General features: G+C 57.0%; 22 protein-coding genes. 12 read left to right on the top strand and 10 right to left on the bottom strand.

Features of this window, described 5'->3' with window-relative positions; genetic code table 11:
- Positions 1-13: 13 nt before the first annotated feature.
- The 5 genes from BJL95_RS19190 to BJL95_RS19210 all read right to left on the bottom strand — a co-directional run bounded on the left by BJL95_RS19190 (position 14) and on the right by BJL95_RS19210 (position 5783).
- Positions 14-1576: a HAMP domain-containing histidine kinase gene (locus BJL95_RS19190; protein WP_071160246.1), complete on the bottom strand. Its 1563-nt coding sequence runs from the start codon at positions 1574-1576 to the stop codon at positions 14-16.
- An 8-nt stretch (positions 1577-1584) separates the two neighbouring features.
- Positions 1585-2160, bottom strand: a complete 576-nt coding sequence (locus BJL95_RS19195) for a YfiR family protein (protein ID WP_071160248.1) — start codon at positions 2158-2160, stop codon at positions 1585-1587.
- Positions 2161-4137 (bottom strand): TonB-dependent siderophore receptor, encoded by a 1977-nt coding sequence (locus tag BJL95_RS19200; protein ID WP_071160250.1) that lies wholly within the window; start codon positions 4135-4137, stop codon positions 2161-2163. It lies immediately after the preceding gene.
- Between the two features lie 78 nt (positions 4138-4215).
- The gene (locus tag BJL95_RS19205) at positions 4216-4833 is read right to left on the bottom strand and encodes a class I SAM-dependent methyltransferase (protein ID WP_064025334.1); all 618 of its coding nucleotides are present in this window, start codon (positions 4831-4833) and stop codon (positions 4216-4218) included.
- Between the two features lie 2 nt (positions 4834-4835).
- Positions 4836-5783, bottom strand: a complete 948-nt coding sequence (locus BJL95_RS19210) for a Tim44 domain-containing protein (RefSeq protein ID WP_071160353.1) — start codon at positions 5781-5783, stop codon at positions 4836-4838.
- Positions 5784-5926: 143 nt separating this feature from the next.
- Here BJL95_RS19210 and BJL95_RS24860 point away from each other — a divergent pair, with 143 nt between their 5' ends.
- The 6 genes from BJL95_RS24860 (at position 5927) to BJL95_RS19240 (ending at position 12990) form a co-directional block, all read left to right on the top strand.
- Positions 5927-6319, top strand: a complete 393-nt coding sequence (locus BJL95_RS24860) for a hypothetical protein (RefSeq protein WP_139306336.1) — start codon at positions 5927-5929, stop codon at positions 6317-6319.
- Between the two features lie 117 nt (positions 6320-6436).
- Positions 6437-7741: a TolC family protein gene (locus tag BJL95_RS19220; RefSeq protein ID WP_064025330.1), complete on the top strand. Its 1305-nt coding sequence runs from the start codon at positions 6437-6439 to the stop codon at positions 7739-7741.
- Positions 7742-7746: 5 nt separating this feature from the next.
- Positions 7747-8829: an efflux RND transporter periplasmic adaptor subunit gene (locus BJL95_RS19225; RefSeq protein ID WP_071160254.1), complete on the top strand. Its 1083-nt coding sequence runs from the start codon at positions 7747-7749 to the stop codon at positions 8827-8829.
- A complete protein-coding gene (locus tag BJL95_RS19230) occupies positions 8829-11891 on the top strand; it encodes an efflux RND transporter permease subunit (protein WP_071160256.1) in 3063 nt (1020 codons plus the stop codon). The genes BJL95_RS19225 and BJL95_RS19230 overlap by 1 nt, the downstream gene beginning before the upstream one ends.
- On the top strand, positions 11888-12193 hold the full coding sequence (locus tag BJL95_RS19235; protein WP_064025324.1) for a DUF3240 family protein: 306 nt from the start codon (positions 11888-11890) through the stop codon (positions 12191-12193). The genes BJL95_RS19230 and BJL95_RS19235 overlap by 4 nt, the downstream gene beginning before the upstream one ends.
- An 86-nt stretch (positions 12194-12279) precedes the next feature.
- Positions 12280-12990, top strand: a complete 711-nt coding sequence (locus BJL95_RS19240; protein ID WP_064025322.1) for a DUF3240 family protein — start codon at positions 12280-12282, stop codon at positions 12988-12990.
- Positions 12991-13066: 76 nt separating this feature from the next.
- Here BJL95_RS19240 and fdxA read toward each other — a convergent pair whose 3' ends face one another.
- From fdxA to BJL95_RS19265, 5 genes are all read right to left on the bottom strand, one after another.
- A complete protein-coding gene (gene fdxA, locus BJL95_RS19245) occupies positions 13067-13390 on the bottom strand; it encodes a ferredoxin FdxA (RefSeq protein ID WP_064025319.1) in 324 nt (107 codons plus the stop codon).
- A 142-nt stretch (positions 13391-13532) separates the two neighbouring features.
- Positions 13533-15644 carry an elongation factor G gene (gene fusA, locus BJL95_RS19250; protein WP_071160258.1) on the bottom strand — a complete coding sequence of 704 codons (2112 nt, stop codon included), beginning with the start codon at positions 15642-15644 and terminating at the stop codon, positions 13533-13535.
- A gap of 205 nt (positions 15645-15849) precedes the next feature.
- Positions 15850-16803 (bottom strand): ketopantoate reductase family protein, encoded by a 954-nt coding sequence (locus tag BJL95_RS19255; protein ID WP_071160260.1) that lies wholly within the window; start codon positions 16801-16803, stop codon positions 15850-15852.
- Positions 16800-17492: a DnaA regulatory inactivator Hda gene (hda, locus tag BJL95_RS19260; RefSeq protein ID WP_071160262.1), complete on the bottom strand. Its 693-nt coding sequence runs from the start codon at positions 17490-17492 to the stop codon at positions 16800-16802. The genes BJL95_RS19255 and hda overlap by 4 nt, the downstream gene beginning before the upstream one ends.
- A 5-nt stretch (positions 17493-17497) precedes the next feature.
- Positions 17498-17848: a DUF2069 domain-containing protein gene (locus BJL95_RS19265; RefSeq protein WP_071160264.1), complete on the bottom strand. Its 351-nt coding sequence runs from the start codon at positions 17846-17848 to the stop codon at positions 17498-17500.
- A gap of 155 nt (positions 17849-18003) precedes the next feature.
- On the opposite strand from BJL95_RS19265, the gene rph reads away from it, so the two are divergent.
- The 6 genes from rph to BJL95_RS19295 all read left to right on the top strand — a co-directional run bounded on the left by rph (position 18004) and on the right by BJL95_RS19295 (position 24200).
- On the top strand, positions 18004-18741 hold the full coding sequence (gene rph, locus BJL95_RS19270) for a ribonuclease PH (RefSeq protein ID WP_064025309.1): 738 nt from the start codon (positions 18004-18006) through the stop codon (positions 18739-18741).
- Complete coding sequence (gene rdgB / locus BJL95_RS19275; protein ID WP_071160266.1) at positions 18738-19325, top strand: RdgB/HAM1 family non-canonical purine NTP pyrophosphatase; 588 nt, start codon at positions 18738-18740, stop codon at positions 19323-19325. The genes rph and rdgB overlap by 4 nt, the downstream gene beginning before the upstream one ends.
- A complete protein-coding gene (locus BJL95_RS19280; protein ID WP_071160268.1) occupies positions 19322-20383 on the top strand; it encodes a phosphotransferase enzyme family protein in 1062 nt (353 codons plus the stop codon). The genes rdgB and BJL95_RS19280 overlap by 4 nt, the downstream gene beginning before the upstream one ends.
- Positions 20384-20439: 56 nt before the next feature.
- Entirely contained in the window at positions 20440-20973 is a 534-nt protein-coding gene (locus BJL95_RS19285) for a hypothetical protein (protein WP_071160270.1), read from the top strand.
- Positions 20974-21131: 158 nt separating this feature from the next.
- Entirely contained in the window at positions 21132-23045 is a 1914-nt protein-coding gene (locus BJL95_RS19290; RefSeq protein WP_071160272.1) for a diguanylate cyclase, read from the top strand.
- A 183-nt stretch (positions 23046-23228) separates the two neighbouring features.
- Positions 23229-24200 carry a hypothetical protein gene (locus BJL95_RS19295; protein WP_083386170.1) on the top strand — a complete coding sequence of 324 codons (972 nt, stop codon included), beginning with the start codon at positions 23229-23231 and terminating at the stop codon, positions 24198-24200.
- Positions 24201-24222: the final 22 nt, after the last annotated feature.

Here is a 24222-nt window from a genome sequence, read left to right on the forward strand (position 1 = left end):
GGAAGTTCCCGGCCTACCCTTGACTGGACTCAGGGGTCACGCCGTATCCGGTATAAACCCCTGGCTCCGACTGGTCGGCGTTGGTGGAGGCGACCGGCAGTAAAATCGTGAAGCGACTGCCCACGCCGGGCCTACTTTCGACCAATAATTCGCCGGTCATCAACTCCACCATGTGTTTGGTGATCAAAAGACCGATCCCGGTGCCTTCGATGGTTTCCTGTTCCAAATGAAAACGGGTGAAGGGTTGAAACAGCAGGGGCATATTCTCGGCGGCGATGCCGCGGCCGCTATCTTCGACGGCGATTGCGACTTTGGTGTCGGCCATGAAGATCGACACCTGGATCGTGCCGTCGGCGCGGTTGTATTTCACGGCATTCGACAGCAAATTCAACAAGCACTGTTTCAAACGCAAACGATCGGCGCTCGCCGGCGGTAGCGCTTCGCCGCCGCTGAGGCCGATTTGCAGTCCCGCTTGATGAACTTGCGGGGTGACAAGTCGGACGGTTTCCTCGACCAGCGATCGGCAATCGATCGGTCCGGGTACCAGATTCAGTTTGCCGCTTTCCACGGTAGCGAGGTCCAGCAACTCGCTGATCAGCGCCAGCAAGTGATTTCCGGAATTCAGGATATGCCGCACCGAGTCGTGTTGCTCCTCGCTTAGCGGGTGTTCGGGGTCCGATTCCAGTAATTGGCCGAAACCGATAATGGCGTGCAGCGGTGTGCGTAGTTCGTGGCTCATCCTCGACAAAAACTCGGATTTGGCGCGGCTGGCGCGCTCGGCTTCCCATTTGGCGTGAGATAGTTTGACGATCAGGGCATTCTTGTTGTGTTCCTGTTGTTCGAGTCGGTCTAGCATGTTGTTGAAACTGTGGATTAAAACGCCGGTTTCGTCGCGGCTGTCGGTATTTAGGCGCGTGTTGAAACTATGATTGCGGCTGACTTGTTCGATGCTACGGGTCAGACGTTGCAATGGACGGCTGACCCGCCGCCCCAGCCAGCGGGCTAGTAATACCGAAAATAGAATGGCGATCGCTAAGCCGGAAACGGCTTCGTGGACCGTGCGTCTGAAATGTTCCGAAGTTTCCGCCAGCGACAGATGCAGGTCGATGAACCCGACCCATCGGCTGTCCAGTCGAATCGGTACGACGACGGCCAGACAATCGTCGTTAAAGCGGTAGGTCGCGTCGTCGCTGGATAGCGTGTCGACGGTGTGGGAACCCGCTGAAATCCCTTGGTCGATTTCAGCCAATAACGCCATGTGTTGGCTTAAGCGGCTGCGATATTCCGCGAAAACCTGGCGGTCCGGTGTGAATACGTGGGCCGAGATCACGTCGGACTTTTCCTTCAGCGCGGCCAATACCTCGGTCGCGGTGGCCGGATCGTGGTAAATCACGGCGGCGGCCACGTTACTGGCTAGGATGCGCGAGAGTAATTTGCTTTGCTCCAGCAGGGTTTGTCGCTGCTGATGAAAATCGGTAACCAAAAAAAACGACAAGGACAGGATTCCGGTCAGCAAGGCAGTGGCAAGCGCCATCGCTAGAATTTTTTGTCTGATGGATGGCGTGCCGCTGAACATAATGCCGCCTACTCGACCAGATGGGAGCTGCGCAACAACTTGGAACTGATCCGCAGGTTGCCGTTCGAGACATTGCGCAGTTGGATCACGGGTACTATCCGCCGACCTTCGCTAGCGAGTCGAATCATGCCGCCGCGTTGTTCGAAATCCGGTATGTCGCTAACCGTCAACACCGGGTATGGCTTGATTTGTTCCAGCGCGGCGGCCGTTATGCGCTCCTGTTGCAGCGGAATGAACAAAATCTGGCATTCGCTCAGTCGATCGGAACCCGGGTCGACAATTAGCCGGAACGGACGGTTGTGCAATCGTTCGCCGTCAACCAATCGGGCCAACACCGGCGTCACCGGCGAGGCGGAATAGCTGCAAATGTTGAAGTTCGCATGGATGTCGTCATCGGGCCAGCTGGCGAAATACGCGAAGTTGTATAAGAACGCGGCTTTTAGTTCGTGTTCGCTAAACTGGTGTTGCTCGGTGGCGCAAACGATGCCGGAAAGCAGCCAGCCCAGCAGCCAGCCGCGTCGCGGCCCCTTGGCGGGACCCGGAAGTCCGGGCTTGCGGATGCGGAAGCGTTGCTTCGCCGGCATTTAGTAGCGCACCGTGGCTTTAAGATAAAAATTGCGTTCGATTTCGCTGGCAACCAGGGCATTGTCCGGGCTGGGTGCGAACTCTAAGTGCCGGTTGTCCAGCAGGTTCTGGGCGCCGAGTGCTAGTTCGAGATGTAAATTAGGCTGCCAGCCCAGTCTCGCGTCGAAGCGGTGGTATCCGTCAATTTGGCTGCGCAAGCGGCCGGTGTAGTACCAGTGTAGGTCCAATTCCAGTTGATGGGGCAGGTTCAAGTACGAGCTGATGTTGAAGCGGTTGGAGGGGCTAGCGGTCTCGGCGGCTTCTGCGGCGCTATCCAAACTGGCCGGACGCTTGTGCAGCGCCATGCCGAACAAGCTGTAGCTGGCTTGCAACCGCCAACTTTGCGCGAGTCGCCAATTCACAGCCGATTCCCAGCCGTAGGTTTCGCCATAAGCCTGATTGTCGATCAATAGCGGGATCGTTATGGTCCGATTCCCGTTGATGGGATCGAGCGGTTCGGTCGTGGTCAGTCGGCTATAGTCGCCGTAGAACAAGGTGGTGTCCAGACTAAACGCCGAATTGGGAAAGAAGCGATAGCCGATCTCGTAATTGACGACCGTTTCGGCAGCTAAGTTCGGGTTGCCGCGAATGTTGGCGGTCGTGCCCGGTCCCAACGAGAAAAAGGTATTCAGGTCATGTTCGACGCGCGTCGGAACGCGGACGGCCCGCGAAACGCCGGCCCAAGCACTGTGATGGGGTGCCGGTTGCCAAAGTAGGCGGGCGGAGGGTTGCAACTGGTAACCGCTAAAATCGTTATGTTCAAGACGGCCGCCCAAAACCAGGCGCAGTTCTTCCGCCAGTAAGCGCCACTCGTCTTGAGCAAACAGGTTGAACCAATGCCGGTCTCGATGCGTTGGGCATATCGTCAACGACGGCGACTTAAGTTGGAGCATGTCGCCGACGTAACGATAGCCGGCGCCCCAAGTCAACAGATGGTCATGCCAGGGGAAATCGTGCTGCATGTCCAAGTCGAGGGAGTCGCGGCTGTAGTCGAGTAATGACTGGTCGCGGGTGGCATGGTCGAAGTAGCCGCGAATTTGCAGGCGAGCGTCGTCGGCCAGCGCCTGCTGCCAGCGAAGCAGTAAGTTGCCGCCGTAGGATTTACCGGGATCGGCCGAGATGCTCATACCGTCCAGCGGATTGCTTAGAGTCTGGTCGGTGTTACCGTTGTAATAGTCGCCTTGGGCGATCAAGCTATGGCGAGCGTCCAAACTCCAATCGCTACGAAAACCGGCACGGCCGATGTCCAATGCGTCGTAAGCCAGATCGCCGCCGTTCAGATGCAAACGGTCGCGGTGGTTGTATTTGCCGTATACGCGATAATGCAAGTCGTTGTCGAGTTTTCCGCCGTAGCGGACACTGACGAAGCCGGGTTCTTCCTGGCTCGTGCCGGTACTGACCAGCGTGCCTTGGGTCTCCTGCGCGGAGCGAGTGACGATATTGATCACGCCGTTAACGGCATTTGAACCCCACATTGTAGCGGCGGGTCCGCGAATCACCTCGATACGGTCGATATCCTCGAGCGGATAATCCTGTTCGTTCCAAAACACGCCGGAGTTGAGAGGATCGTAGACGGTGCGGCCGTCCACCATCACCAACAATTTATTGGCGTAAAGTCCGTTGAAACCGCGACTGGTGATAGCCCAATGATTTCCGTCCACTCGGGCGACTTCCAGGCCGGGCACTCGGCGGAGAATCTCCGGGATAGACTGCAAACCCGAACGGCGGATTTCTTCCTGATTGACCACGAATACCGCGGAGGGTGTTTCGCCGACCGCCTGGCTGCGCTTGGCGGCGATCGCCACGGTACTGCTGCTTAGCGCCTGGAGAGACAGCGATTTAAGCTCCGAAATCGCTTCCTCGCCATGGGTCGGTTCGGCGGTGACCGCCAACAGCAGTAAGAGGCGCGCTCGCGCGATGATATGTGAAAGTGGCATAAACCCAAAGCCGATTGCGTTAGCGTCCGGCCATTTTAGACCGGGGGGCGCAAATGGTAAAACCGGGATGCCGTTGGACTACTTGACCGCGCGGATCAGTTTGATCATGTCGCCGCTGGCCGGATCGACGTAGATATGCCGGAAGGGGCAGGATTGGACGTTTTTGACGGTCTCTCGGTTGATGTTGGCACCGAACAGACGGACGGTTAATGGATTGCACAGCCGCATCAGTGCTGCCATGATCCGGTTCGCGCTTAATACGTGTTCCAAAAGCAGCACTTGACCGCCGGGCTTGCAGACTCGGTAAAGTTCCTTCAAGCCCTTGCGCGGACGCGGTACCGAGCAGAACACGAAGCTGGCGATCACGGTATCGAAACAGTTATCGGCGTAATCCAGAGCCTGCACGTCCATCAACGCCAGTTCCGCGCTCAGGCCCTTGCGTTCGCGCTTACGTTGGGCGATCGTCAACATGTTGGGGCTGAAGTCTATCGCGGTCACGCGAGCGTCGGCCGGGTAAAACGGAAAATTCTTGCCGGTACCGACGCCCACTTCGAGTATGTGCTGCCCTTGGACCTCGGCCCAAAGTCGCTTGCGCCAGCGGCGGAAGAAAAGCCCTTCCAGGACGCTCTCCAGGCCGTCGAACCACGGCGCCAGCCGGTCGTAGCGCCGCCGAATCTCGCGACTGTCGGCCGCCATGCTCAATTCTCGATTTGCTGGATACCGTCCAGATACCAGCGCGGCTCATTACTGAATTTCGGTTTGGTAAAATGCCAGGCTTCCCTTACGGGGTTCGCTTGACCGCCGTTTTCGCGGATCGTGGCATCGAATAGCACCGAGGCTTCCAGTTCGCTACCGACTTCCCGGACATCCAGTAATTCAGCGGTCAGCGCCAGCACTTCGGTGCTGTGGGTTTCGCCGGAAGCGCGCAGCTGCTCCTGTATCTCGGCGAACACTTTATCGGTAGTGAGGCTGCGGATTTCCGCCAGATCCCGGTTGTCCCAGGCCGCTTGCAAATGTCGATAGACGTTTTGCGCGCCGTTCAGAAAGACTTTCGCGTCGAAACCGGCCGGCAGGTTGCCGGCGTCGAAGGCTTGCGGCGCCGGAGCGCTACCGACTGCCTTGCCCTTGCCGAATAATAAATCGGTGTTGAAACCGGCCGTGCTTTGCGCGGGTTGTCGGTAGTCCGCCGGATCTGCTTGGGGCGGGTAAGCTTCGCGGGCATGCGCGCCTTCAACGGCGGGCTGGCGCGCGGATTTGGCGGCGAACAGCCGGTACAGGAGGAAGGCGAAGCCGGCGAATAGCGCGATATCCATCAAATTGAGACCCTCGAAGGCGCCTCCGAAGAACATCGAACCGAGCAAGCCGCCCAACGCCAATCCGCCCAGCATACCCATCAGGCCACCACGTCCGGCCCAGTTTTGCCGGGCGGCCTGATTTTGCGCGGCGGCTTGTTGCTGAGCCGGCGAGCGGATAGGTTGGCTGGTCGGCGCGCTGGGTGTGGGACGCTGGTACGGCGTGCTGTAACTGGGTTTACTGCCGAACGATTTGCCGCCGCCCATGCGCTTGGCGTGGGCCGCGTCAATGCCGCCGAACGCCAAGGCCATTGCGATCAGCAAGCCGGCTAAAGTACGCGTTTTGTTGTTCATGTTGTGGTTTACCTGGTGTTGATTGAAGTCTATGCCGATAGTCGGGGTAAGATCGTCTTTTTCAAGTAGAATAACGGTTCGTGCCAACGGCAACAACCCGAGCTTACCTGAATCCGCCATCATACAGAGTATTAAACATTAAAATGGTTGCATTCTTGCGTCGGTTTCTCGTGGTGTTTTTGGTGTTGCTGCAATTGGTAGCCCCGCTGGTGCATGCGCATGTCGGCGATGAAGGCGGTGTCGGCGGCTGGCATTTGCATGAATTCGAGCAATGGCGTGCCGCGAACGCCGACGAAGTGCTGGCCCATATCCATCACGAGCTCCATGCGCAAAGTGCCGTGGTTGAAGTCGGTTCGGCAATTAAGCTCAATTTACCGTTATTTTACGCCGATAACCTTTCCCATGCGTTCGACACGTCGATATTCGGCCCAGCACCGCTAGCGTCTGCGACTTTGGTATTCCGTCGTCTCGATCCCCCTCCGGAACTCATCCAGCCCGGTGTTAGTCTCCATTCTTCTCGCGCGCCTCCCTGTTGATTAGTCAAACGTCGCGCTGACGTCCGGCTTGCTTCGGCCAAGCTCGGTATTTTGGCGCTCACCCGTTTCAAATCGGGTATTCTGGATTTCTGCATACCTACATTTTCGGAGAAAAATATGACCGGATTTCGTCATATTCCAAACGCGTTGTTCGGCGCGTTGTTGTCAGCTGGCGCGTGTTGGGCGGAGCCGCCGGCCACTGAGTTACCGCCGCCCGTTCACGCAATGTCGGCGGGGCCGATGATCGTCGAGCATCTCGATCCGATAGAAACCGATCCTCAACTGAGTTTACCGGGCTTGATCGAACAAACCTTGGAAAAATACCCCGACCGCTTGATCAGCGAGGCCTTGAGCCAGGAGGCCGAGGCTCTGACCGAGCGTAGCGACAGCTGGGTGGCGGGTTCCACCGCCTTGCAATTGGGTTACATGGACGACCGGATCGCCGACGATCTGGGTTCGCGGGAAGCGTCGGCCCAAGTGGAGATCACCACCTGGAAATGGGGGCAGCGCGAAGCGGGTCAGGTCGTGGCGGATCGCGCCGGCGCGGCCGCGCAAAAACAACTGGCAGCGGTTAAGTTGGAAGTCGTTCGGCTGGTGCGCGATGCCTTGTGGAATATGGAAATTGCCAACATCGGCTTGCAGCAGGCGCAAAACGCGCTGTCGATCTCCGAGCAATTGATGAAAAAGGTCGAGCGCCGGGTCGAGCTGGGCGATTTGCCGCGCGCCGACTTGCTTTTGGCCAAGGGCGAATATTTGCAAAATCGGGCGCTGGTGACGCAGGCGGAAGCCGAAGTCATGCACAGCCGCAAGGCCTACACCAATCTCACGACACTGACCAAGGTGCCGAGTAGCTATCGCGAACGCCAGAGCGAGATTACCACGGTCGCCAACGATCATCCGATGTTGGATGCCATCAACGCCATCATCGAGCGGCGGCGCGCCGAGGTTGAATGGATACGCACGACCGATCCGATCAACCAGCCGAAACTAGGCGTAGGCGCAAAGAGCCAACGCGACGGCCGGGGCGGGCAGAATGTCGAAAGCGTGGGCGTGAACGTCGTCATGCTGTTTGGTGGCGATGCTTACAACGCGCCGGAAATCGCCAAGGCTAATCTGGAGTTGAACAATGCGATGGCCCAACGCGAACATTTGTACCGGCAGCTCGAAAAGAATTTGCACGAAGCCGAGCATGCCCTGGAAGTGACCCGCGCGGAATTGGCCATTGCCAACGAACTGAAAGACATCGCCGAAACCCATTTGAAGATGACCGAGATCAGTTTCTCGGCCGGCGAGATCAACCTGCTGGATTTGTTAAAAATTCAAGCCAGAGCCTTGGAGGCGATTCGTAACGCCAAGCTGCAAGAGGTCAAGTTGGAACGCAATATCGCCTTTTATAATCAGGCAGTAGGAGTAGCACCGTGAGATTGATGTTTTTGTACGGTCTTTTTATCGTGTTTTGCGGACAAGCGAGCGCGGAACTCTCGCAAATTCGCATGTCCCAACAGCAAATCGACAATCTGGATGTGCGAGTGGCGCCTCTTGCCGCCGGCTCGGACATCCCGCTGTTTTACGCGCCGGCGCGCGTGACTGTGCCGGCCGATCGCGAAGCGCTGGTCGCCAGCAGCGTGGCGGGTCTGGTCACTAAAATTCACGTCAATATCGGCGATCGGGTGGTCAAGGGGCAGGTGCTGGCCACGTTGAACAGCCCGGAGTTGGTTGGTTTGCAACAGGCTTATTTGACGGCCGGTAGCGAGCATAATTTGGCCGATATCGAGCAAGGGCGCGACCAAAAGTTATTGCAGGAAGGCGTGATCGCCGAACGGCGTTTGCAAGAAACCGAAGTGTTGCATGGCAGCAAATCGGCCAAGGCCGATGAAACCAGACAATTGCTCGAGCTTGCGGGCATGTCGGTTGGCGAAATTAAGCAACTGGCGAAAACCAAGCGCTTGAATAACCAACTGGCGATCCGCTCTCCGCTGGATGGCGTGGTATTGGAACGGCTGGTGGTGTTGGGCAGTCGATTGGATATGCAGACGCCGCTGTTCCGGGTCGCCGATCTCTCGCAATTGTGGCTGGAAATCAATATTCCGCAAGAACGGATGGGGCAGGTCAAGATTGGCGACAGCGTCGGCGTCGAAGATAGCGGTATCGTCGCCCGCGTTGCTTTGCTGGGCCAAAGCGTCAACCGAGATAACCAAACCGTCGCCGCCCGGGCCGTGCTCGATGGCAAGGCCGAGGGCTTACGCGTCGGTCAAAGCGTCAACGTCAAACTGCTGGGCGGTGGTCAGACCGGTTTCCGGGTACCGAATACCGCGTTGGCGCAAAACGAAGGCCATAGTTATGTATTCGTGCGCAATGCCGAAGGCTTCGCGGTGACCGAGGTCAGCGTGGCTGGTAAACAAGCCGATGTGACTTTGGTTAACGGCCCGTTGACCGGTAACGAGCAAATAGCCGTCAAGGGCGCGGTGGCGTTGAAGGCTAACTGGTTGGGTTTAGGGGGCGACGAATAATGGCCGGCTTGATCCGCTTTGCGCTGATCCAGCGCCTGTTGGTCATGCTGGCGGTCGCGTTGCTGACCGGCGGCGGCTATTACGCGTTCACCAATATCCCGATCGACGCGTTTCCGGAGGTGTCGCCAACTCAGGTCAAAATTATCGTCAAGGCCAACGGCATGACACCGGAAGAGGTCGAAGCCAGAATTACCGCGCCCGTCGAAGTCGAGTTGCTGGGCATTCCCCACCAAGTCATGCTGCGCTCGCTAGCCAAGTACGCGATCACCGATATTACGCTCGATTTCGAGGAAGGCACCGATATTTATTGGGCGCGGCAACAGGTGGCGGAGCGGCTGAACGGGATTTGGGGCAACTTGCCGGAAGGGATTCAGGGCGGTATCGCGCCAATGACGACGCCGCTCGGCGAGATGTTCATGTTCGCGATCGAAGGCGGCGATTTGACTCTGATGCAGCGCCGCGAGCTGCTCGATTGGACGATACGGCCGGCCTTGCGGACCGTTAAGGGCGTGGCGGATGTCAACGCCTTGGGCGGCGAGGTTCGCAGTTTCGAAGTGGTGCCGGACAACATTCGAATGGCGGCACGCCATATCGACATCGCACAACTCAGCGCGGCCTTGAAGAAAAACAATGCCAACGATGGCGCGGGGCGCTTGACCGAGGGCGAGGAGGCACTGATCGTCCGTGCGGAAGGCCGGATTCGCGACGAGCACGACATCGCGACGATCGTGGTCGCCGAGCGCGACGGTCTGCCGGTCAAAATCGAAGACGTCGCCGAAATCAGGATAGGCGCGCTGACTCGTTACGGCGCGGTCAGCAAGGATGGGGTCGGCGAGGCGGTCACCGCGGTGGTGCTGGGCTTGCGCGGCGCCAATGCTCGGCAGACCATCGCGCTGCTAGAGGAAAAATTGGGGCAATTGCAGCCCAGTTTGCCTGAAGGCGTCAGGATCAATGTGTTTTACAACCGGGGCGTGTTGGTCGGCAAGGCGGTCGCGACCGTATCCCAGGCGCTACTCGAAGCGATCGTCCTGGTCGTAATTCTGCTGATTGTGTTTCTGGGCGATTTGCGGGCCGCGGTGACCGTGGCCTTGGCACTGCCGATGGCGGCGCTGATTACGTTTATCCTGATGCAGGCCTTCGGCATGTCGGCCAATCTAATGAGTCTGGGCGGCTTGGCGATTGCGATCGGCATGCTGGTGGACGGTGCCGTCGTGGTTGTCGAAAACATCATTACCCAACTCGCCGACCATCGTAAAGCCGAGCGTTTGCCGCGCCTGCACCTGATTTATCGGGCGACCCGGGAAGTCGCCGCGCCGGTGACGTCGGGCATCCTGATCATTGTCATCGTATTTTTGCCGTTGTTGACGCTGCAAGGGCTGGAAGGCAAATTGTTCGGCCCGGTCGCGATGACGATCGTGTTCGCGCTGAGCGGTTCCTTGTTGTTGTCGCTGACGGTGATTCCGGTGTTGGCCTCGTTTCTGTTGAAGAATGTGTCGCACGAAGAGCCTTGGCTGCCGCGTAAATTACTGGCTTTGTATCAGCCGGTGTTGGCGTGGTGTTTGGCGAACGCCAAAACGGTGTTTATCGTTGCGGGAGGATTGTTGCTGGCAACGCTACTGGTTTTCAGTCGAATCGGCAGCACTTTCATACCGACGATGGACGAAGGCGACATTATCGTGCAACTCGAAAAATTGCCGTCGATTACGTTGGCGGATTCGGTGGCGCTGGATGTGCGGGTGCAGAAAAACATTCTCGAGCATGTTCCGGAAGTGGCTCACGTGGTGTCCAGGGTCGGCACCGACGAATTGGGTTTGGATCCGATGAGCCTCAACGACACGGATACCTTTTTAATTCTGAAACCGAAAGCCGAATGGCGGATGCATACCAAGGAAGCGCTGATCGAGGAAATCCGCAAGGTCATGCCGCACACGCCGGGTATCGCGTTCGGCTTTACCCAGCCCATCGAAATGCGGGTTTCCGAGATGTTGACCGGCACGCGCGGCGACGTGGCGATCAAGTTGTTCGGCAGTGATCTGAACGTGTTGAATCATAAGGCGGAGGAAATCGAAGCGGTATTGAAGACAATACCCGGCGCCAGCGACGTCTTCACTCGCAAGAACGAAGGCATGCAATTTCTGCAATTGAAAATCGACCGGTCAGCCGCCGGTCGTTACGGTTTGGATGCCGAAGGCATCGAGAATCTGCTCAGAGCGCAGATAGAAGGTTTGCAGCTCGGCATCGTTCAAGAAGGCGTCAAGCGCACACCTCTGTTACTGCGCGGCGCCAGCAACACCGCGAATTTCGATAATTTGCAAATCACGCTGCCGAGCGGCAGCCACATACCGATTTCGGCGGTAGCGAAAATCGAAGCGGTAGAAGGCGTGGTGTCGATAGATCGGGAAAAAGGCCAGCGCTTTGTCGTGATTCGCTGCAATGTCGAAGAGCGCGATCTGGTCGGTTTCGTCGAAGAGGCTCGCAAGACGGTCGCGGAACGTGTCCGACTGCCGACCGGTTTTCACGTCGAATTCGGCGGTCAGTTCGAGAACCAACAACGCGCCGCAGCCCGGCTCGGTTTGGTGATCCCGTTGGCCCTTGGCTTGATCTTCCTATTACTGTTTTCGACCTTCGGTTCGGTGCGGCAAGCCTTACTGGTGTTGTCTAACATTCCGTTGGCGATGGTGGGCGGCGTGTTCGGACTGTGGTTATCCGGGGAATATTTGTCGGTGCCGGCCTCGGTGGGTTTTATCGCGCTGCTCGGTATCGCGGTATTGAATGGCGTGGTGATGGTCAGTTACTTTAATCAGCTATGCGCGACCGGTATGGAATTGTCGCGCGTCGTGATTGTCGGTTCTTGCCGTAGGCTGCGTCCGGTGCTAATGACGGCTAGTATCGCCGCGTTCGGCTTGATTCCGCTATTGTTCGCCTCGGGGCCTGGCTCGGAAGTGCAACGGCCCTTGGCCATCGTGGTCACCGGAGGGCTGGTGTCGTCGACGCTACTCACGCTGATTTTGTTGCCAATACTGTATCGTGCTTACGGGCGCGGCGAGGAGACCGCTGAATGAATCATGAGGCTTATCTGCTAATGGTCGACGTTCCACCGGATTTGGAGGAGCAATTCGTGGACTTTTTATTGGCGTTGGCGTGGCGGCAAAGTTTTTCCTGTATGCCGGCGAATATCCACGACGCGGACGACCAGGGCCTGTCGCTGGCCGAGCAGGTCAGCGGTTATCGGCGCAAGGTCCGCTTTCAAATTTTTATCGAAAAAACCAACATTTCCGGGTTATTGACTAAGCTAAAAGCGGACTTCGCGGGCGCCGGCTTAAAGTATTGGTTGTTGCCGGCATTGGAGCGCGGAAAAATCTGACCGCGAGGTATGCAGAATTCAGTACGGAATGCTACAGTTGTCTCGTATGTTTAAAAAACCGACCCTGTCACTTTGCAAGCGAACCGATGAACATATTTCTGAGAAGAATTCCGGCCAACACCAGACACTCTGAAATTACCGAATTCATTAGTCCGGCCTTGAAAAGCGGCTTTTTCCTGAAGCCGGGCCGGATAGTGGACGTGCAGATTCTGGCACTGCAAGACAGTCGCTTCGGTTCCATGGAGTATCACGGCTTGGTGACGCTGGATTCGGAGTTGACCGTGCAGCGGGTCATCAAGGGTTTGAAAAACCGGCGCTTTAACGGCCGGATGGTGGTCGTTAGACCTTATTACCATCGCAGTTGGTATAACGATCCCCGGCAGCATCAGCGAGCCGATAATGAATTTGTCGAAAAACGCAAGGGAGACCGGCGGCGCGGCAAATTTCTGCAAGTCGTCAAAAATGCGTCGGATCGATTCAATAGCGAGGACGACTTTGTCAACACGCTACAGCATCAGCAATTTTCGATTTCGTTTGTCGTGCCCGGCGATATGGAAGCGGCGGTGATGGAGTGTTTGGACGAGTTCGAAACCATGCGCTTGAACGGGGACGCGGCCAGTCACAAAATCGTCAAGCTGCCCAGCGAGCATGACGAAGCAGAGCCCAGAAATACCAGTTTTCAGATTTACTCGGAAAAAATTGTGATTTCCGCGCTTTTGGAGCGCTTAAAGGCGGAGTTCGCCGGCTCGGGTATCCATTATTGGATCATGCCGGTCGTCGAGAAAGGCGAGATTTGATGCTTTAAAGCGTTAGCCTACGTTGTTGGCGGGGAGCGCCAGCGATGTCGCGGCGCTCCCTGTATCCCGTAACGGATTATTTTTCCAGCAATTTAAATTTGTCCGGCTTGCCGTTCCATTCGTCGGCGTCCGGCATCGCGTCCTTGACTTCTGTGATCAACGGCCAGGTTTTGGCCAATTCGGCGTTCAACGCCGCGAAGTGCTCTTGGCCTTCCGGCAGCTCATCTTCGGCGTGAATCGCACCGGCCGGGCATTCCGGTTCGCACAGCGTGCAATCGATGCATTCGTCCGGATCGATAACCAGAAAATTGGGTCCTTCGTGAAAGCAGTCGACAGGGCATACGTCGACGCAATCGGTATATTTGCATTTGATGCAGTTTTCGGTAATTACAAATGCCATAGTGTTCTCCCAAAGTGGGGTGCGGGATTAAGCTGACGTACATCGCGCAAGCTTTATCGTTAAAGAGACGCCTGAAAGACAGGCGGCCAAATCGCAAAAAAGGCTGCTCGGAGACCTTGCGGTCTCGGGGCAGCCCCACTGTTTACTTGTCTTTGTTTTTGTTGCGTTCGTTGACTTCCTTGATCACTTCGTCGGCCACGTTTTTCGGGCAGGCGATGTAATGCGAGAATTCCATCGAGAATTGGCCGCGACCGGAGGTCATCGTCCGCAAGTCGCCGATGTAACCGAACATGTCGCTCAGCGGTACGTCCGCTTTGATGCGAACGCCGGTGACGCCTGGATCTTGGGATTTGATCATGCCGCGGCGGCGGTTCAAGTCGCCGATCACGTCGCCCACGTGTGCTTCCGGTGTGAACACGTCGACTTTCATGATTGGTTCCAGCAATTGCGGACCGGCTTTCGGAATCGATTGACGATACGCGGCGCGGGCGGCGATTTCGAACGCGATGGATGACGAGTCAACCGCGTGGAAGGCACCGTCGGTCAGGTTGACTTTGAAGTCCAAGCAAGGGAAGCCCGCCAATACACCTTTCTCGATACTGGCTTTGAAACCTTTTTCGACGGCTGGCCAGTATTCGCGAGGTACGTTACCGCCGACAACCGAGGATTCGAATTGGAAGCCGCTGCCGGGTTCGCCGGGTTCGATGATGTAGTTGATTTTCGCGTATTGGCCTGAACCGCCGGATTGTTTTTTGTGGACGTATTCGTCTTCGATACGTTTGGTGATGGTTTCGCGGTAAGCCACCTGTGGTTTACCGACGTTCACTTCGACACCGTGGGTCCGTTTCAGGATGTCCACTTTAATATCCAAGTGCAGCTCGCCCATGCCTTTGATGATGGTTTCGCCGGATTCCTGGTCGGTTTCGACGCGGAATGACGGGTCTTCGGCGACCATTTTGCCGATCGCGATACCCATTTTTTCGTTGCTGCCCTTGTCTTTCGGCGAAATCGCAATCGAGATAACGGGGTCAGGGAATACCATCGGCTCCAATGTGGCCGGTTTGTCAGGATCGCACAAGGTGTGACCGGTTTGCACGCTTTTCAAACCGATCAGCGCGACGATGTCGCCGGCTTGCGCGGTTTCGATTTCGTTACGGTCGTCGGCGTGCATTTCCACCATCCGGCCTACCCGCTCGGTTTTGCCGGTGTAGGTGTTCAAGACGGTGTCGCCTTTTTTCAGTTTGCCGGAGTAAATACGTACGAAGTTCAGCGCACCGAAACGGTCGTCCATGATTTTGAACACCAGGCCGCGGAATGGGCGCTCGGGGTCGACAATCGCGTGTTCGCCGGTTGGCACGCCTTCGATGTCGGTTTCCGGTTGCGGATTGACTTCGGTCGGGTTCGGCAGGTATTCGACGACGCCGTCCAATACCAATTGCACGCCTTTGTTTTTGAACGAAGAGCCGCAAAAGGTTGGGAAGAAATCCATCGCGATGGTGCCCTTGCGGATACACTTTTTGATTTCTTCGATGGTCGGCTCTTCGCCTTCCAGATATTTTTCCATGATGTCGTCGTCTTGATCGGCGACTTGGTCGATCAGTTTGGCGCGCCATTCTTCGACTTGCTCGACCATATCGGCCGGCACGTCTTGGATTTCATATTTCAACGGGTCGCCGGAGTTATCCCAAATCCAGGCTTTGCGGGTCAATAAGTCGATCACACCGACAAAGTTTTCTTCCTCGCCGATCGGCAGGGTCATAACCACTGGTTTGGCACCCAATACGTCCTCGACTTGCTTGACGACGCGATAGAAGTTCGCGCCCAAACGGTCCAGTTTGTTGACATAGATAACGCGAGCGACTTTGGAGTCGTTCGCATAGCGCCAGTTGGTTTCCGATTGCGGTTCAACGCCGCCGGAGCCGCAGAATACGCCGATACCGCCGTCCAACACTTTCAGCGAACGATACACTTCGATCGTAAAGTCGACGTGGCCCGGGGTGTCGATGATGTTGAAGCGGTGCGGCGGAAATTGGTTGGTACTACCCGGCCACATACAGGTGGTCGCGGCCGATTGAATGGTGATGCCGCGTTCTTGCTCTTGCACCATGAAGTCTGTGGTCGCCGCACCGTCGTGTACTTCGCCGATTTTGTGGATTTTTCCGGTCAGCTTCAAAATCCGCTCGGTCGTGGTGGTTTTACCGGCATCGACGTGAGCGAAGATCCCGATGTTTCTATAAAGCGATAGATCAGTCATGGTTATACTCTAAAAATGGACATAAAAATTCTTTAACCCCAGCACCATTGCCACGGTTTTAGTGGGTCACATAGCTGCTGTTCTAGCGAAGTATGCGGCCGGACTCCACTTTCCAAGCAACTTGGAAGTCAGCGAGCGGCTTCTTCAAAGACAAGGTCAATGAAAATCTTCACATTCTAACCGAAAAATCGGTAAAAACGGAATGTCAATTGTGTGACGGGTGTTTTCCGCCCAGGCCCGTCGCCGACTGTTGTTCCCGTAAGCGCATCAACGCATATAAGGATTGCAGGCAAGGCACATCCAAACCCAAACGTTCGGCGGCGCGGACAGTATTGCCGAGTATCGCCTCGGTTTCCATACTCTGGCCGGTTTCGAAATCCAGCAACATACTGGTTTTGTAGGGCGGCATGCTTCGAGTCATCGCGATATTTCGCTCGATAATGTCGGCAGGCAGGGGATGGCCGGCGGCTTCGGCGATGGCTTGGACTTCCGTCATGATACGTCTGACCAGTGATTCCTGATTCTGCAGGATGGTCTGAGTCGCCAATCCGCCGGACAGCACCGACAGCGGGTTGAACGGCGCGTTCCAGACGCATTTTTGCCAACGGCCGCCGACGATGTCTTCGCAAGTTTCGGCCTCAATGCCGCTGGTCCGGTACAGGTCCGCCAGGCGGCGGGTTTTGTCCGAGACTCCGCTCGGCATATTGCCTAACAGCAGCCGGCCGTAGGCCAGATGTTGAATTTCGCCCGGTGCGATCCGGTTACAGCAAACGAAGGCCAGGCCGCTGATCAGTTCGTTATCGGGAAACGCGGCCTGCAACTCCGCTTCGATGTCGATGCCGTTTTGAATGAAGACGATCGCGGTATTTGGGCCAACCGCGTCGCGAATCAATTCGGCCCGGTCCAAATCGGGTTTGACCTTGGTACACAGCAGCAGGAAATCCGGCTCGCCGCCGTATTCGCCGGCGCGTTGCACCAGGCGCCGCGGAAAAAACCGCCAACTGCCCAGCTCCCGGCTGTCGATTCGGAAGCCTCGCCGTTTGACGGTCTCGAAATCCGAGCGGCAGGTCATCGTCACGTCGGCACCGGCCTTGGCCAGTAAGGCGCCGTAAAAGCCGCCGATCGCGCCGCTGCCCACCACCAATACTTTATTGCTCATAGCTCACCCGCCAAAATTTGTTTCAGGAACGGCACGGTCAGTTTGCGCTTCGCCGCCAGCGTCGCTTGGTCGATTTTGTCTAATAGCAGCCAAAGCGCGGGCAAATCGTGGACGTAGTGGTTCAGTAAAAACCGTCCGACCGATGCCGGAATGTCGAAACCCAGAAAATGCGCCTTGTGATTTAACGCCGCGATTAATTGATCGTCGCGCAAACTCTGGATTTTTAGCGTCAGTCCCCAACCCATTCGGGTTTTCAAATCCAGTAATTCGAAAGGCAGAAATTTAGGTGGACAATCGGCGGCTAATACCAGCTTGTTTCCGTTTTGGCGGTGGCGATTGTAGAAATTGAATAAAGCTTGCTGCCAATCGGCACGCCCTGCTAAAACAGGCAGGTCATCCAGGCAAACCAACGCCATGTCATCCAGGCCCTCCAGCACGGCCGGCGGCGGCAGACGGGCCGCGGTCAGGCACAGGTAAAATGGGTCCATGCCGATCGCCTTGGCGTGTTGGCAACATGCCTGCAGTAGATGGCTCTTGCCGCTGCCGGTATCGCCCCAAATGTACAATTGCTGTTCCCCGTTCGGTGCCGCCAAGCTTTGCAGTTGTCCGACGATTTCGGCGTTCTGGCCGGCGTAATAGCTCGCGAAGGTCTGATGGCTCTGGAATTCGAACTGAAGCGGCACTTGCATCGCGGCTAGCCTCTGATTTTCTCGGCTTTATAGACGTAAAGCCCCGCGCCGAAACACAGTAACAGGCTGAAGCCGACCTCGGCCAGTGCGTAGGTCCGGCTAGCCGGATCGACATAGGCTTCGATAATGCCATGCGCGAAGTACGGCAAACTCAGGTAGCTCATCCAGGTGCAGCTTTTCAGGTCGCGGTTTAACAAGCCGCGCATCGGCAACAGCAATGGACCGGCGCTGACCAACAATACCAGTGCCGTTGGAATGTGCTTGGGCGGCGCCAGCAGCGTGGGCCAGGCCATCAATAACAAAAACAGGCCGAAAAATCCGGCCAGGCCGGCGTAGTAATAATGGATGCGTTGCATGAACGGGACAGGGCGTTGAGCGATTCGACAGGCGGCTATTATCACAGACTCGGCTCGGGAATGTTGGCCGGCTACCTTCTGCTGCCCGGGCGGCGCTAAGAAATCTTCGGTAGCAGCGCGTATAATCCCGCCATTTTACGACAAGGCAGATCCAGATGAGACCCAGCGGACGCACCCCCGAGCAACTGAGAGAAATACGCTTTACCTGCAATTACACCAAGCATGCCGAAGGCTCTGTGTTGGTAGAGTTCGGGGATACTCGGGTCTTGTGTACCGCCAGTGTCGACACTAGCGTGCCGCGCTTTCTGAAAGGCAAGGGCGAGGGCTGGATCACCGCCGAATACGGTATGTTGCCGCGTTCCACGCACAGCCGGATGGAGCGCGAAGCCGGTCGCGGCAAGCAGGGCGGGCGTACCCTGGAAATTCAACGCTTGATCGGCCGGTCGCTGCGTGCCGCTATCGACCTGAAAGCCTTGGGCGAAAACACGATCACCATCGATTGCGATGTGTTGCAGGCCGACGGCGGCACGCGCACTGCGTCGATTACCGGCGGCTTCGTGGCCTTGTCCATCGCCATCGAACATATGCTGAAAACCCAACGAATCAAGAAAAATCCGCTGCACGGCCAAGTGGCCTCGGTTTCGGTCGGAATCTACGGCGGCGTGCCGGTACTGGATTTGGATTATGCCGAGGATAGTCAGGCCGAAACCGACATGAACGTTGTGATGAACGATGCCGGTGCTTTCATTGAAATTCAGGGCACCGCCGAGGGGCATGCGTTCCGCAAGGACGAACTGAATGCGATGCTGGAGCTGGCCGAACTCGGCATACGCGAGTTACTGGACAAGCAAGCAGCGGCATTGCAAGCCGCCAAGACGCCGGCCGCCGCATGAGTTCCATCGTGCTGGCCAGTGGTAATGCCGGCAAGATTCGGGAAATTCAGGCGATTTTGCAAAACGATTTGATTCTGCCGCAATCGCAATTTCAGGTCGTCGAGCCGGAGGAAACCGGTTCGACCTTCGTCGAAAATGCCATCATCAAGGCGCGCAATGCCGCGCGGCATTGCGGGTTGCCGGCCATCGCCGATGACTCCGGCTTGGTCGTCGATGCGCTGGGCGGCGCGCCCGGTGTGCTGTCGGCCCGCTACGCCGGCGCGGCTGCGTCGGATAGCGACAACAACGCCAAGTTGCTCGATGCTCTGTCGGCTGTGCCCGACCACCAGCGCACGGCCCGCTTTGTCTGCGTAATGGTGTTCATGCGTCATGCCGACGATCCGACCCCGATCGTCGCTCAGGGCGTTTGGGAAGGGCGTATCCTACGCGAACCGCTCGGCGGCAACGGCTTTGGCTACGATCCGTTGTTTTGGGTGGAGGCCTTCGCAAGTTCTTCGGCGCAACTGGCGCCCGAGCAAAAAAATGCCGTCAGCCATCGCGGCCAGGCCCTGCAAGACCTGCGCCGCCAACTCGGCGGCTTGTGAATAACCTACGCGGCATCGCCGAGCATTTTGCCGGCGGGCAGTCGGTGTTGGCCGTCGAATCGCTCGGCAATGGCCTGATCAACGATACTTACGCGGCGGCAACCGCAACCGGGCGGTTCGTGCTGCAGCGCTTGAATTCCGAGGTGTTCGCTCGGCCCGATTGGGTGATGGCCAACTTGCGGTGCCTGACGGCTCACGCCGCACGGTGCGCCGAAACTAGCGGCTTGCAAGTACCGGGCTTGTTGACCGGTGCGAACGGCGCCGACGTTCTAATCGACGATCAGGGATTTAGCTGGCGAGCCCTGGAGTATCTTGGCCCGTCGGAAAGCCGAGAGGCGCTCAGCCGTCCGGCCGAAGCGACAGCCGTCGGCGAGGCGCTGGCCCGGTTTCACCGCTTATGCGCCGATTTGCCGGGCGAAGCGCTGCACGATACCTTGCCCGGCTTTCACATTACGCCGACCTATTACGAGACGTATCTGCAACGTCTCCAGCTGCCGTTACGGGTGGCCGCCGACGCCGACTTTGGTGAATGCGTTGCTTATATCGAGCGCCACGCCGCCGCTATTCCGGTGCTGGAACAAGCCAAACAGCGCGGCGAGCTGGTCGAGCGAGTAATCCACGGCGATCCCAAGCTCAATAATTTTCTGTTCCGGCCCGGTAGCGATAGCATTATCGGCCTGATCGACCTGGATACCGTCAAACCCGGCCTGCCGCACTACGACATCGGCGATTGTTTGCGCTCTTGTTGTCATACGGACGGCGACCGTTTCGATCTGTCCACCGCGAGGCGCGTTCTCGGCGGTTATTTGACGGTCTGCGGCGATCTTATCGATGCCGCCGCCGACGAAAGCCTGTATGCGGCCATCTGGTTGATTCCGTTCGAGCTGGGTTTGCGATTTTTCAGCGATTATCTGGACGGCAGTCGCTATTTCAAGGTGAGCGATCCGTTGCACAACTTGCGGCGCGCCCTAGCGCAGTTTCGGCTGTGCGACAGCATCGCCGAGCAGCGCGCGGCGTTGGAAAGCAGCATTTCGAAAGCGCGTCGCGGGACGGTTTGACAATCCGCAAGGCGCGGGAACACTGGTTTATGTCAACAATCCGCCAGGAGACGATTATGACAACTACCGTGGTTTCCGGACTGCCTTCCGCCCGTTCCGAATTCTCCGACGCCGTGCTTGTCGGCGCTATCGTCGATCGCGTTTGCGAAAAGATGCTCGACGATTATCGGATCAACCGATTTTTCAACAATCGCCCGGTTGCCGAACACGCCAAGGCACTAAAGGCCTATTTGAACGTAGCCTTATCCAGCGACTTTGACGCGTCCAAGCTGTTGGATGCTTATTTCGCGGTGGCTTTCGGACGCGACAGTCCCAAGTCCAGGACGTCGGCCGGTCAGAATTTCGTGCCTTTGCCGGACGTCGTCCGCGCGGAGGAAGCAAGCGCGAACAACTTGTTATGTCCGGCACATCGGTGTTTGATGAAATTCCATCCGGACGACGCGCATTACGACGTAGCGATGGCGCATTTGGCTGCCGTCTTGGGCGAGCTTAAGGTTAGCGAAGCCGGCACCTACCGCCTGACCATGCTGGCGGAATCCGTCAGGGATGCCGTGTTGGGGCGGCGCGTTTATGACCGTAAAGTGGCCTAGAATTCGCTTGAGCGGCGGCCAAAGCCCTGTCCTGATTCGGTCCGGTTCCCGCCGGGCGATTTTTTTTCTTTGGCGTCACCGCGGGAGTAAGATACGCCGCCCCGGACCGCGCGCAGCATTGGTCTCGGTCCGAAATCCACGACTCCTGGTGCTTTGCCATGGCCGTTGCCAATCTAAAATTTGCCGATCTTGTCGATGTCGCGAGTTTGCAGACATTGATGGACGGGTTATGCGAGCTGATTGGCATCGCCAACGCCGTCATCGATACCGACGGCGTCGTTATCACCCACTCCGGTTGGCAAGACGCCTGCGCGCTCTATCATCGCGTCGATCCCCGCACTCGCGGCAATTGTTTGGACAGCGATACGGTATTGGCCGCCAGTTTGCTGAAGGGAGAGGCGTTTGCGATTTACGCTTGCCTGAACGGTTTGGTGGACTGCGCGATGCCGATTATCGTCGACGGTTATCATGTCGCGAATATTTTTACCGGCCAGTGTTTTACCGAGCCGCCCGACTCCGATTATTTCCGGGAGCGAGCACAGAATCTGAAATTCGATGAAGAAGCGTATTTGCGTGCCATCGCCAAGATTCCGGTGGTGCCTCGAGAGCGTTTGGAGAAAATCACCCGCATGTACGCCGATCTGGCGCAAATTCTCGGCGCATACGGACTGGATCGCTTGCGCCAGCGGCAGACCGCCGAGGAATTAGTGACGTTAAGTCAGCGGCTGGCTGAAAAAGTCGAGGAACGTACCCTGGAGTTGCACGAACGCAATAGTCAGTTGCAGCGCGAGAAGCAGGCATTGACGGATAGCGAGGCGCGCTTGCAGGCCTTATTCGAAAACATGAGCAGCGGTGTTGCCGTGTATTTGCCGATTGACGCCGAAGCCAGCGATTTCGTGTTTCTGGCCTTTAACAAAGCGGCCGAGGCAATTGACAAGATTCAGCGTGACCAAGTGATAGGTCGCCCGTTGAGTCAGGTGTTTCCGGGCGCCGCCGAATTCGGTTTGGCGGCGGTATTGCGCCGGGTTGCCGCGACGGGTCGGGCCGAGGCGTTTCCATCCGCGCATTACCGGGACGGACGAGTCGACGGCTGGCGCGACAACTACGTTTACCAATTGCCCAGCGGCGAATTGGTGGCGATTTACGACGATGTGACCGAACTTCGCGAGCGCGAAACCGTGCGTCAGGAACTGGATGCCCGCTTCCGCTCCACCTTCGACGCCGCCGCCATCGGCATGGCGTTGGTTTTACCGGATGGTCATTTCATGCAAGTCAACGCCGCGTTGTGCAAGATCGTCGGTTACAGCGAGGCGGAATTGCTGGGTCTGACTTTTCAAGACATCACCCATCCCGACGATTTACAAAGCGATTTGAGTCAAGTTCAAGCGCTGTTGGACGGTGACGGTACCGGCTATCAGATGGAAAAACGTTATTTTCATAAGGACGGCCGGCTGATTTGGATTTTGCTGAGCGTTTCGGCGGTTCGGGACGGCGAAGACCGGATTTTGTACTTCGTGTCGCAAGTACAGGACATCACCGATCGCCGACATTTGCTGGAACAATTGGAACGACAGGCTCATCTGGATTATCTGACCGGTATCGCCAATCGGCGGTACTTCATGGAGCAGGCCGAACTGGAACTGGCCAGGGTACAGCGTTACGGCAACCACTTGTCGGTGTTGATGCTGGATATCGATCGCTTCAAGGCCATTAACGATACTTACGGCCACGCGATCGGGGATAGGGTTTTGCAGAAAATGGGGCAAATCTTCATCGAGACGCTCCGCGAAATCGACATTCCCGGCCGCTTGGGCGGCGAGGAATTTGCGGTGTTGTTGCCTGAAACCGGTTTGCAAAAAGCGGTCGAAGTGGCCGACCGCTTGCGGGTCATCGTCGCCGCCAGCAAAATTGCGCTGGCGTCGGGGTTGCCGTTACGGTTCACCGTGTCCATCGGTATCGCTACGTTGCGCGAATCCAGCGTCAACATCGATACCTTGCTGAATCTGGCGGACCAAGCGCTATACCAAGCCAAGCAAACCGGGCGTAACAAGGTGTGCTGCCTCGAGGAATAACGGCAACGACAAACGAGAGTCGCGTCTCGCGCTAAACTTACCCGGTCCGACTTGACTTGCGTCGGTACTCTTATCGCGGATTTCGCATGTACCGATGCCATGGATCGCGACTAGCGGAATCGTGCCGGCGATTTGATCGGCGACAATTCCGGCCAATTTTCCGGCGATGTGATCGGTGCTAGCATGTCGGCGCTTAGTCATCGTTGCCAACTCGAACCCAAGGATGTCATGAATTCGGAAATTTTCAGCAAGCTGCATATCGACGTCGCCCGCAACTCCACCGACGACTTCAACCTGTTTCACGACAGTAAGAAGTGGGGTCGGATCAGTCGGAATCCGTTCGCCGGCCCGATCGTGATGGGGTTTCAGTTGGAATCGCTGGTCGAGGGCAAAGTGGCGGATTTCCGCCGCGAGCTGGGTGAAGAGCGGTTGATTGCCGAGCACGGTCTGCATTTCAGCAATTACCAGTTTACTTTCGCCAACGCGGTCAAGCCGGGTCAACACGTGGCGGTCGAGATCAAACAGTCGCAATTCAAACTCGAACCCGAGCCGGTACTGAGCAACCGGATCGCGGTCAAGGCCGATGGCGGCCTGGCGTTGATGGGCTTTAAAAAGGAAACCGCCCGGCCGTTGGTGACGGGCAAGCCGGATTTGCTAGGCATCGGCGAGATGCGGATCCAGCCGGATCGCTGCTTTCTGCCGAACGGCTATTTCCTGAAACGCAAGTTCATGATGAACAGCAATGCCAAGAATTTTCTGTGCGGCTCATTGCGGGATCAATCGGAATACATCGACGAAATTCAGGATGTCGTCGGTTTTCCGGAGTTGTTTCCTTGCGCGCTGTTGTCCAGTGCCTTATTGGAAAAAGCGTTGAAATGGCAGCACGACTTCGAGCGTAATCCGATGGTGTACACCTCTCACAAAATCAGCATCGACCGGCGGCTGTTGGCCGAATTACGCAGTAACGACGCTTTACATATTCTGATCAAACCGGCCGCCAATTGCGCCGAACACGATTTCGGCGATCTGCGCGCCACACCGCTGGATTACGAATGTTACGGGCTGTTTCGCGCGGACAACGCCTTGTTGTTCAGCGCCGAAATTTCGTTGGTGCCGCTGGAAACCATCTTGCAGGCCATGGCCGCTTCCGCTTGAAGCCGTATCCCGTCCAACGCCA

The organism is Methylomonas sp. LWB, assembly GCF_001856095.1.
Taxonomy (GTDB): domain Bacteria; phylum Pseudomonadota; class Gammaproteobacteria; order Methylococcales; family Methylomonadaceae; genus Methylomonas; species Methylomonas koyamae_A.

Coding starts and splice junctions, on each gene's coding strand:
- BJL95_RS19190 (WP_071160246.1), bottom strand. CDS start 1,576: ATGTTCAGCGGCACGCCATCCATCAGACAAAAAATTCTAGCGATGGCG.
- rph (WP_064025309.1), top strand. CDS start 18,004: ATGAGACCCAGCGGACGCACCCCCGAGCAACTGAGAGAAATACGCTTT.
- fdxA (WP_064025319.1), bottom strand. CDS start 13,390: ATGGCATTTGTAATTACCGAAAACTGCATCAAATGCAAATATACCGAT.
- BJL95_RS19210 (WP_071160353.1), bottom strand. CDS start 5,783: ATGAACAACAAAACGCGTACTTTAGCCGGCTTGCTGATCGCAATGGCC.
- rdgB (WP_071160266.1), top strand. CDS start 18,738: ATGAGTTCCATCGTGCTGGCCAGTGGTAATGCCGGCAAGATTCGGGAA.
- fusA (WP_071160258.1), bottom strand. CDS start 15,644: ATGACTGATCTATCGCTTTATAGAAACATCGGGATCTTCGCTCACGTC.
- hda (WP_071160262.1), bottom strand. CDS start 17,492: ATGCAAGTGCCGCTTCAGTTCGAATTCCAGAGCCATCAGACCTTCGCG.
- BJL95_RS19265 (WP_071160264.1), bottom strand. CDS start 17,848: ATGCAACGCATCCATTATTACTACGCCGGCCTGGCCGGATTTTTCGGC.
- BJL95_RS24860 (WP_139306336.1), top strand. CDS start 5,927: ATGGTTGCATTCTTGCGTCGGTTTCTCGTGGTGTTTTTGGTGTTGCTG.
- BJL95_RS19290 (WP_071160272.1), top strand. CDS start 21,132: ATGGCCGTTGCCAATCTAAAATTTGCCGATCTTGTCGATGTCGCGAGT.
- BJL95_RS19230 (WP_071160256.1), top strand. CDS start 8,829: ATGGCCGGCTTGATCCGCTTTGCGCTGATCCAGCGCCTGTTGGTCATG.
- BJL95_RS19205 (WP_064025334.1), bottom strand. CDS start 4,833: ATGGCGGCCGACAGTCGCGAGATTCGGCGGCGCTACGACCGGCTGGCG.
- BJL95_RS19195 (WP_071160248.1), bottom strand. CDS start 2,160: ATGCCGGCGAAGCAACGCTTCCGCATCCGCAAGCCCGGACTTCCGGGT.
- BJL95_RS19295 (WP_083386170.1), top strand. CDS start 23,229: ATGTCGGCGCTTAGTCATCGTTGCCAACTCGAACCCAAGGATGTCATG.
- BJL95_RS19285 (WP_071160270.1), top strand. CDS start 20,440: ATGACAACTACCGTGGTTTCCGGACTGCCTTCCGCCCGTTCCGAATTC.
- BJL95_RS19220 (WP_064025330.1), top strand. CDS start 6,437: ATGACCGGATTTCGTCATATTCCAAACGCGTTGTTCGGCGCGTTGTTG.
- BJL95_RS19200 (WP_071160250.1), bottom strand. CDS start 4,137: ATGCCACTTTCACATATCATCGCGCGAGCGCGCCTCTTACTGCTGTTG.
- BJL95_RS19225 (WP_071160254.1), top strand. CDS start 7,747: ATGTTTTTGTACGGTCTTTTTATCGTGTTTTGCGGACAAGCGAGCGCG.
- BJL95_RS19240 (WP_064025322.1), top strand. CDS start 12,280: ATGAACATATTTCTGAGAAGAATTCCGGCCAACACCAGACACTCTGAA.
- BJL95_RS19235 (WP_064025324.1), top strand. CDS start 11,888: ATGAATCATGAGGCTTATCTGCTAATGGTCGACGTTCCACCGGATTTG.
- BJL95_RS19255 (WP_071160260.1), bottom strand. CDS start 16,803: ATGAGCAATAAAGTATTGGTGGTGGGCAGCGGCGCGATCGGCGGCTTT.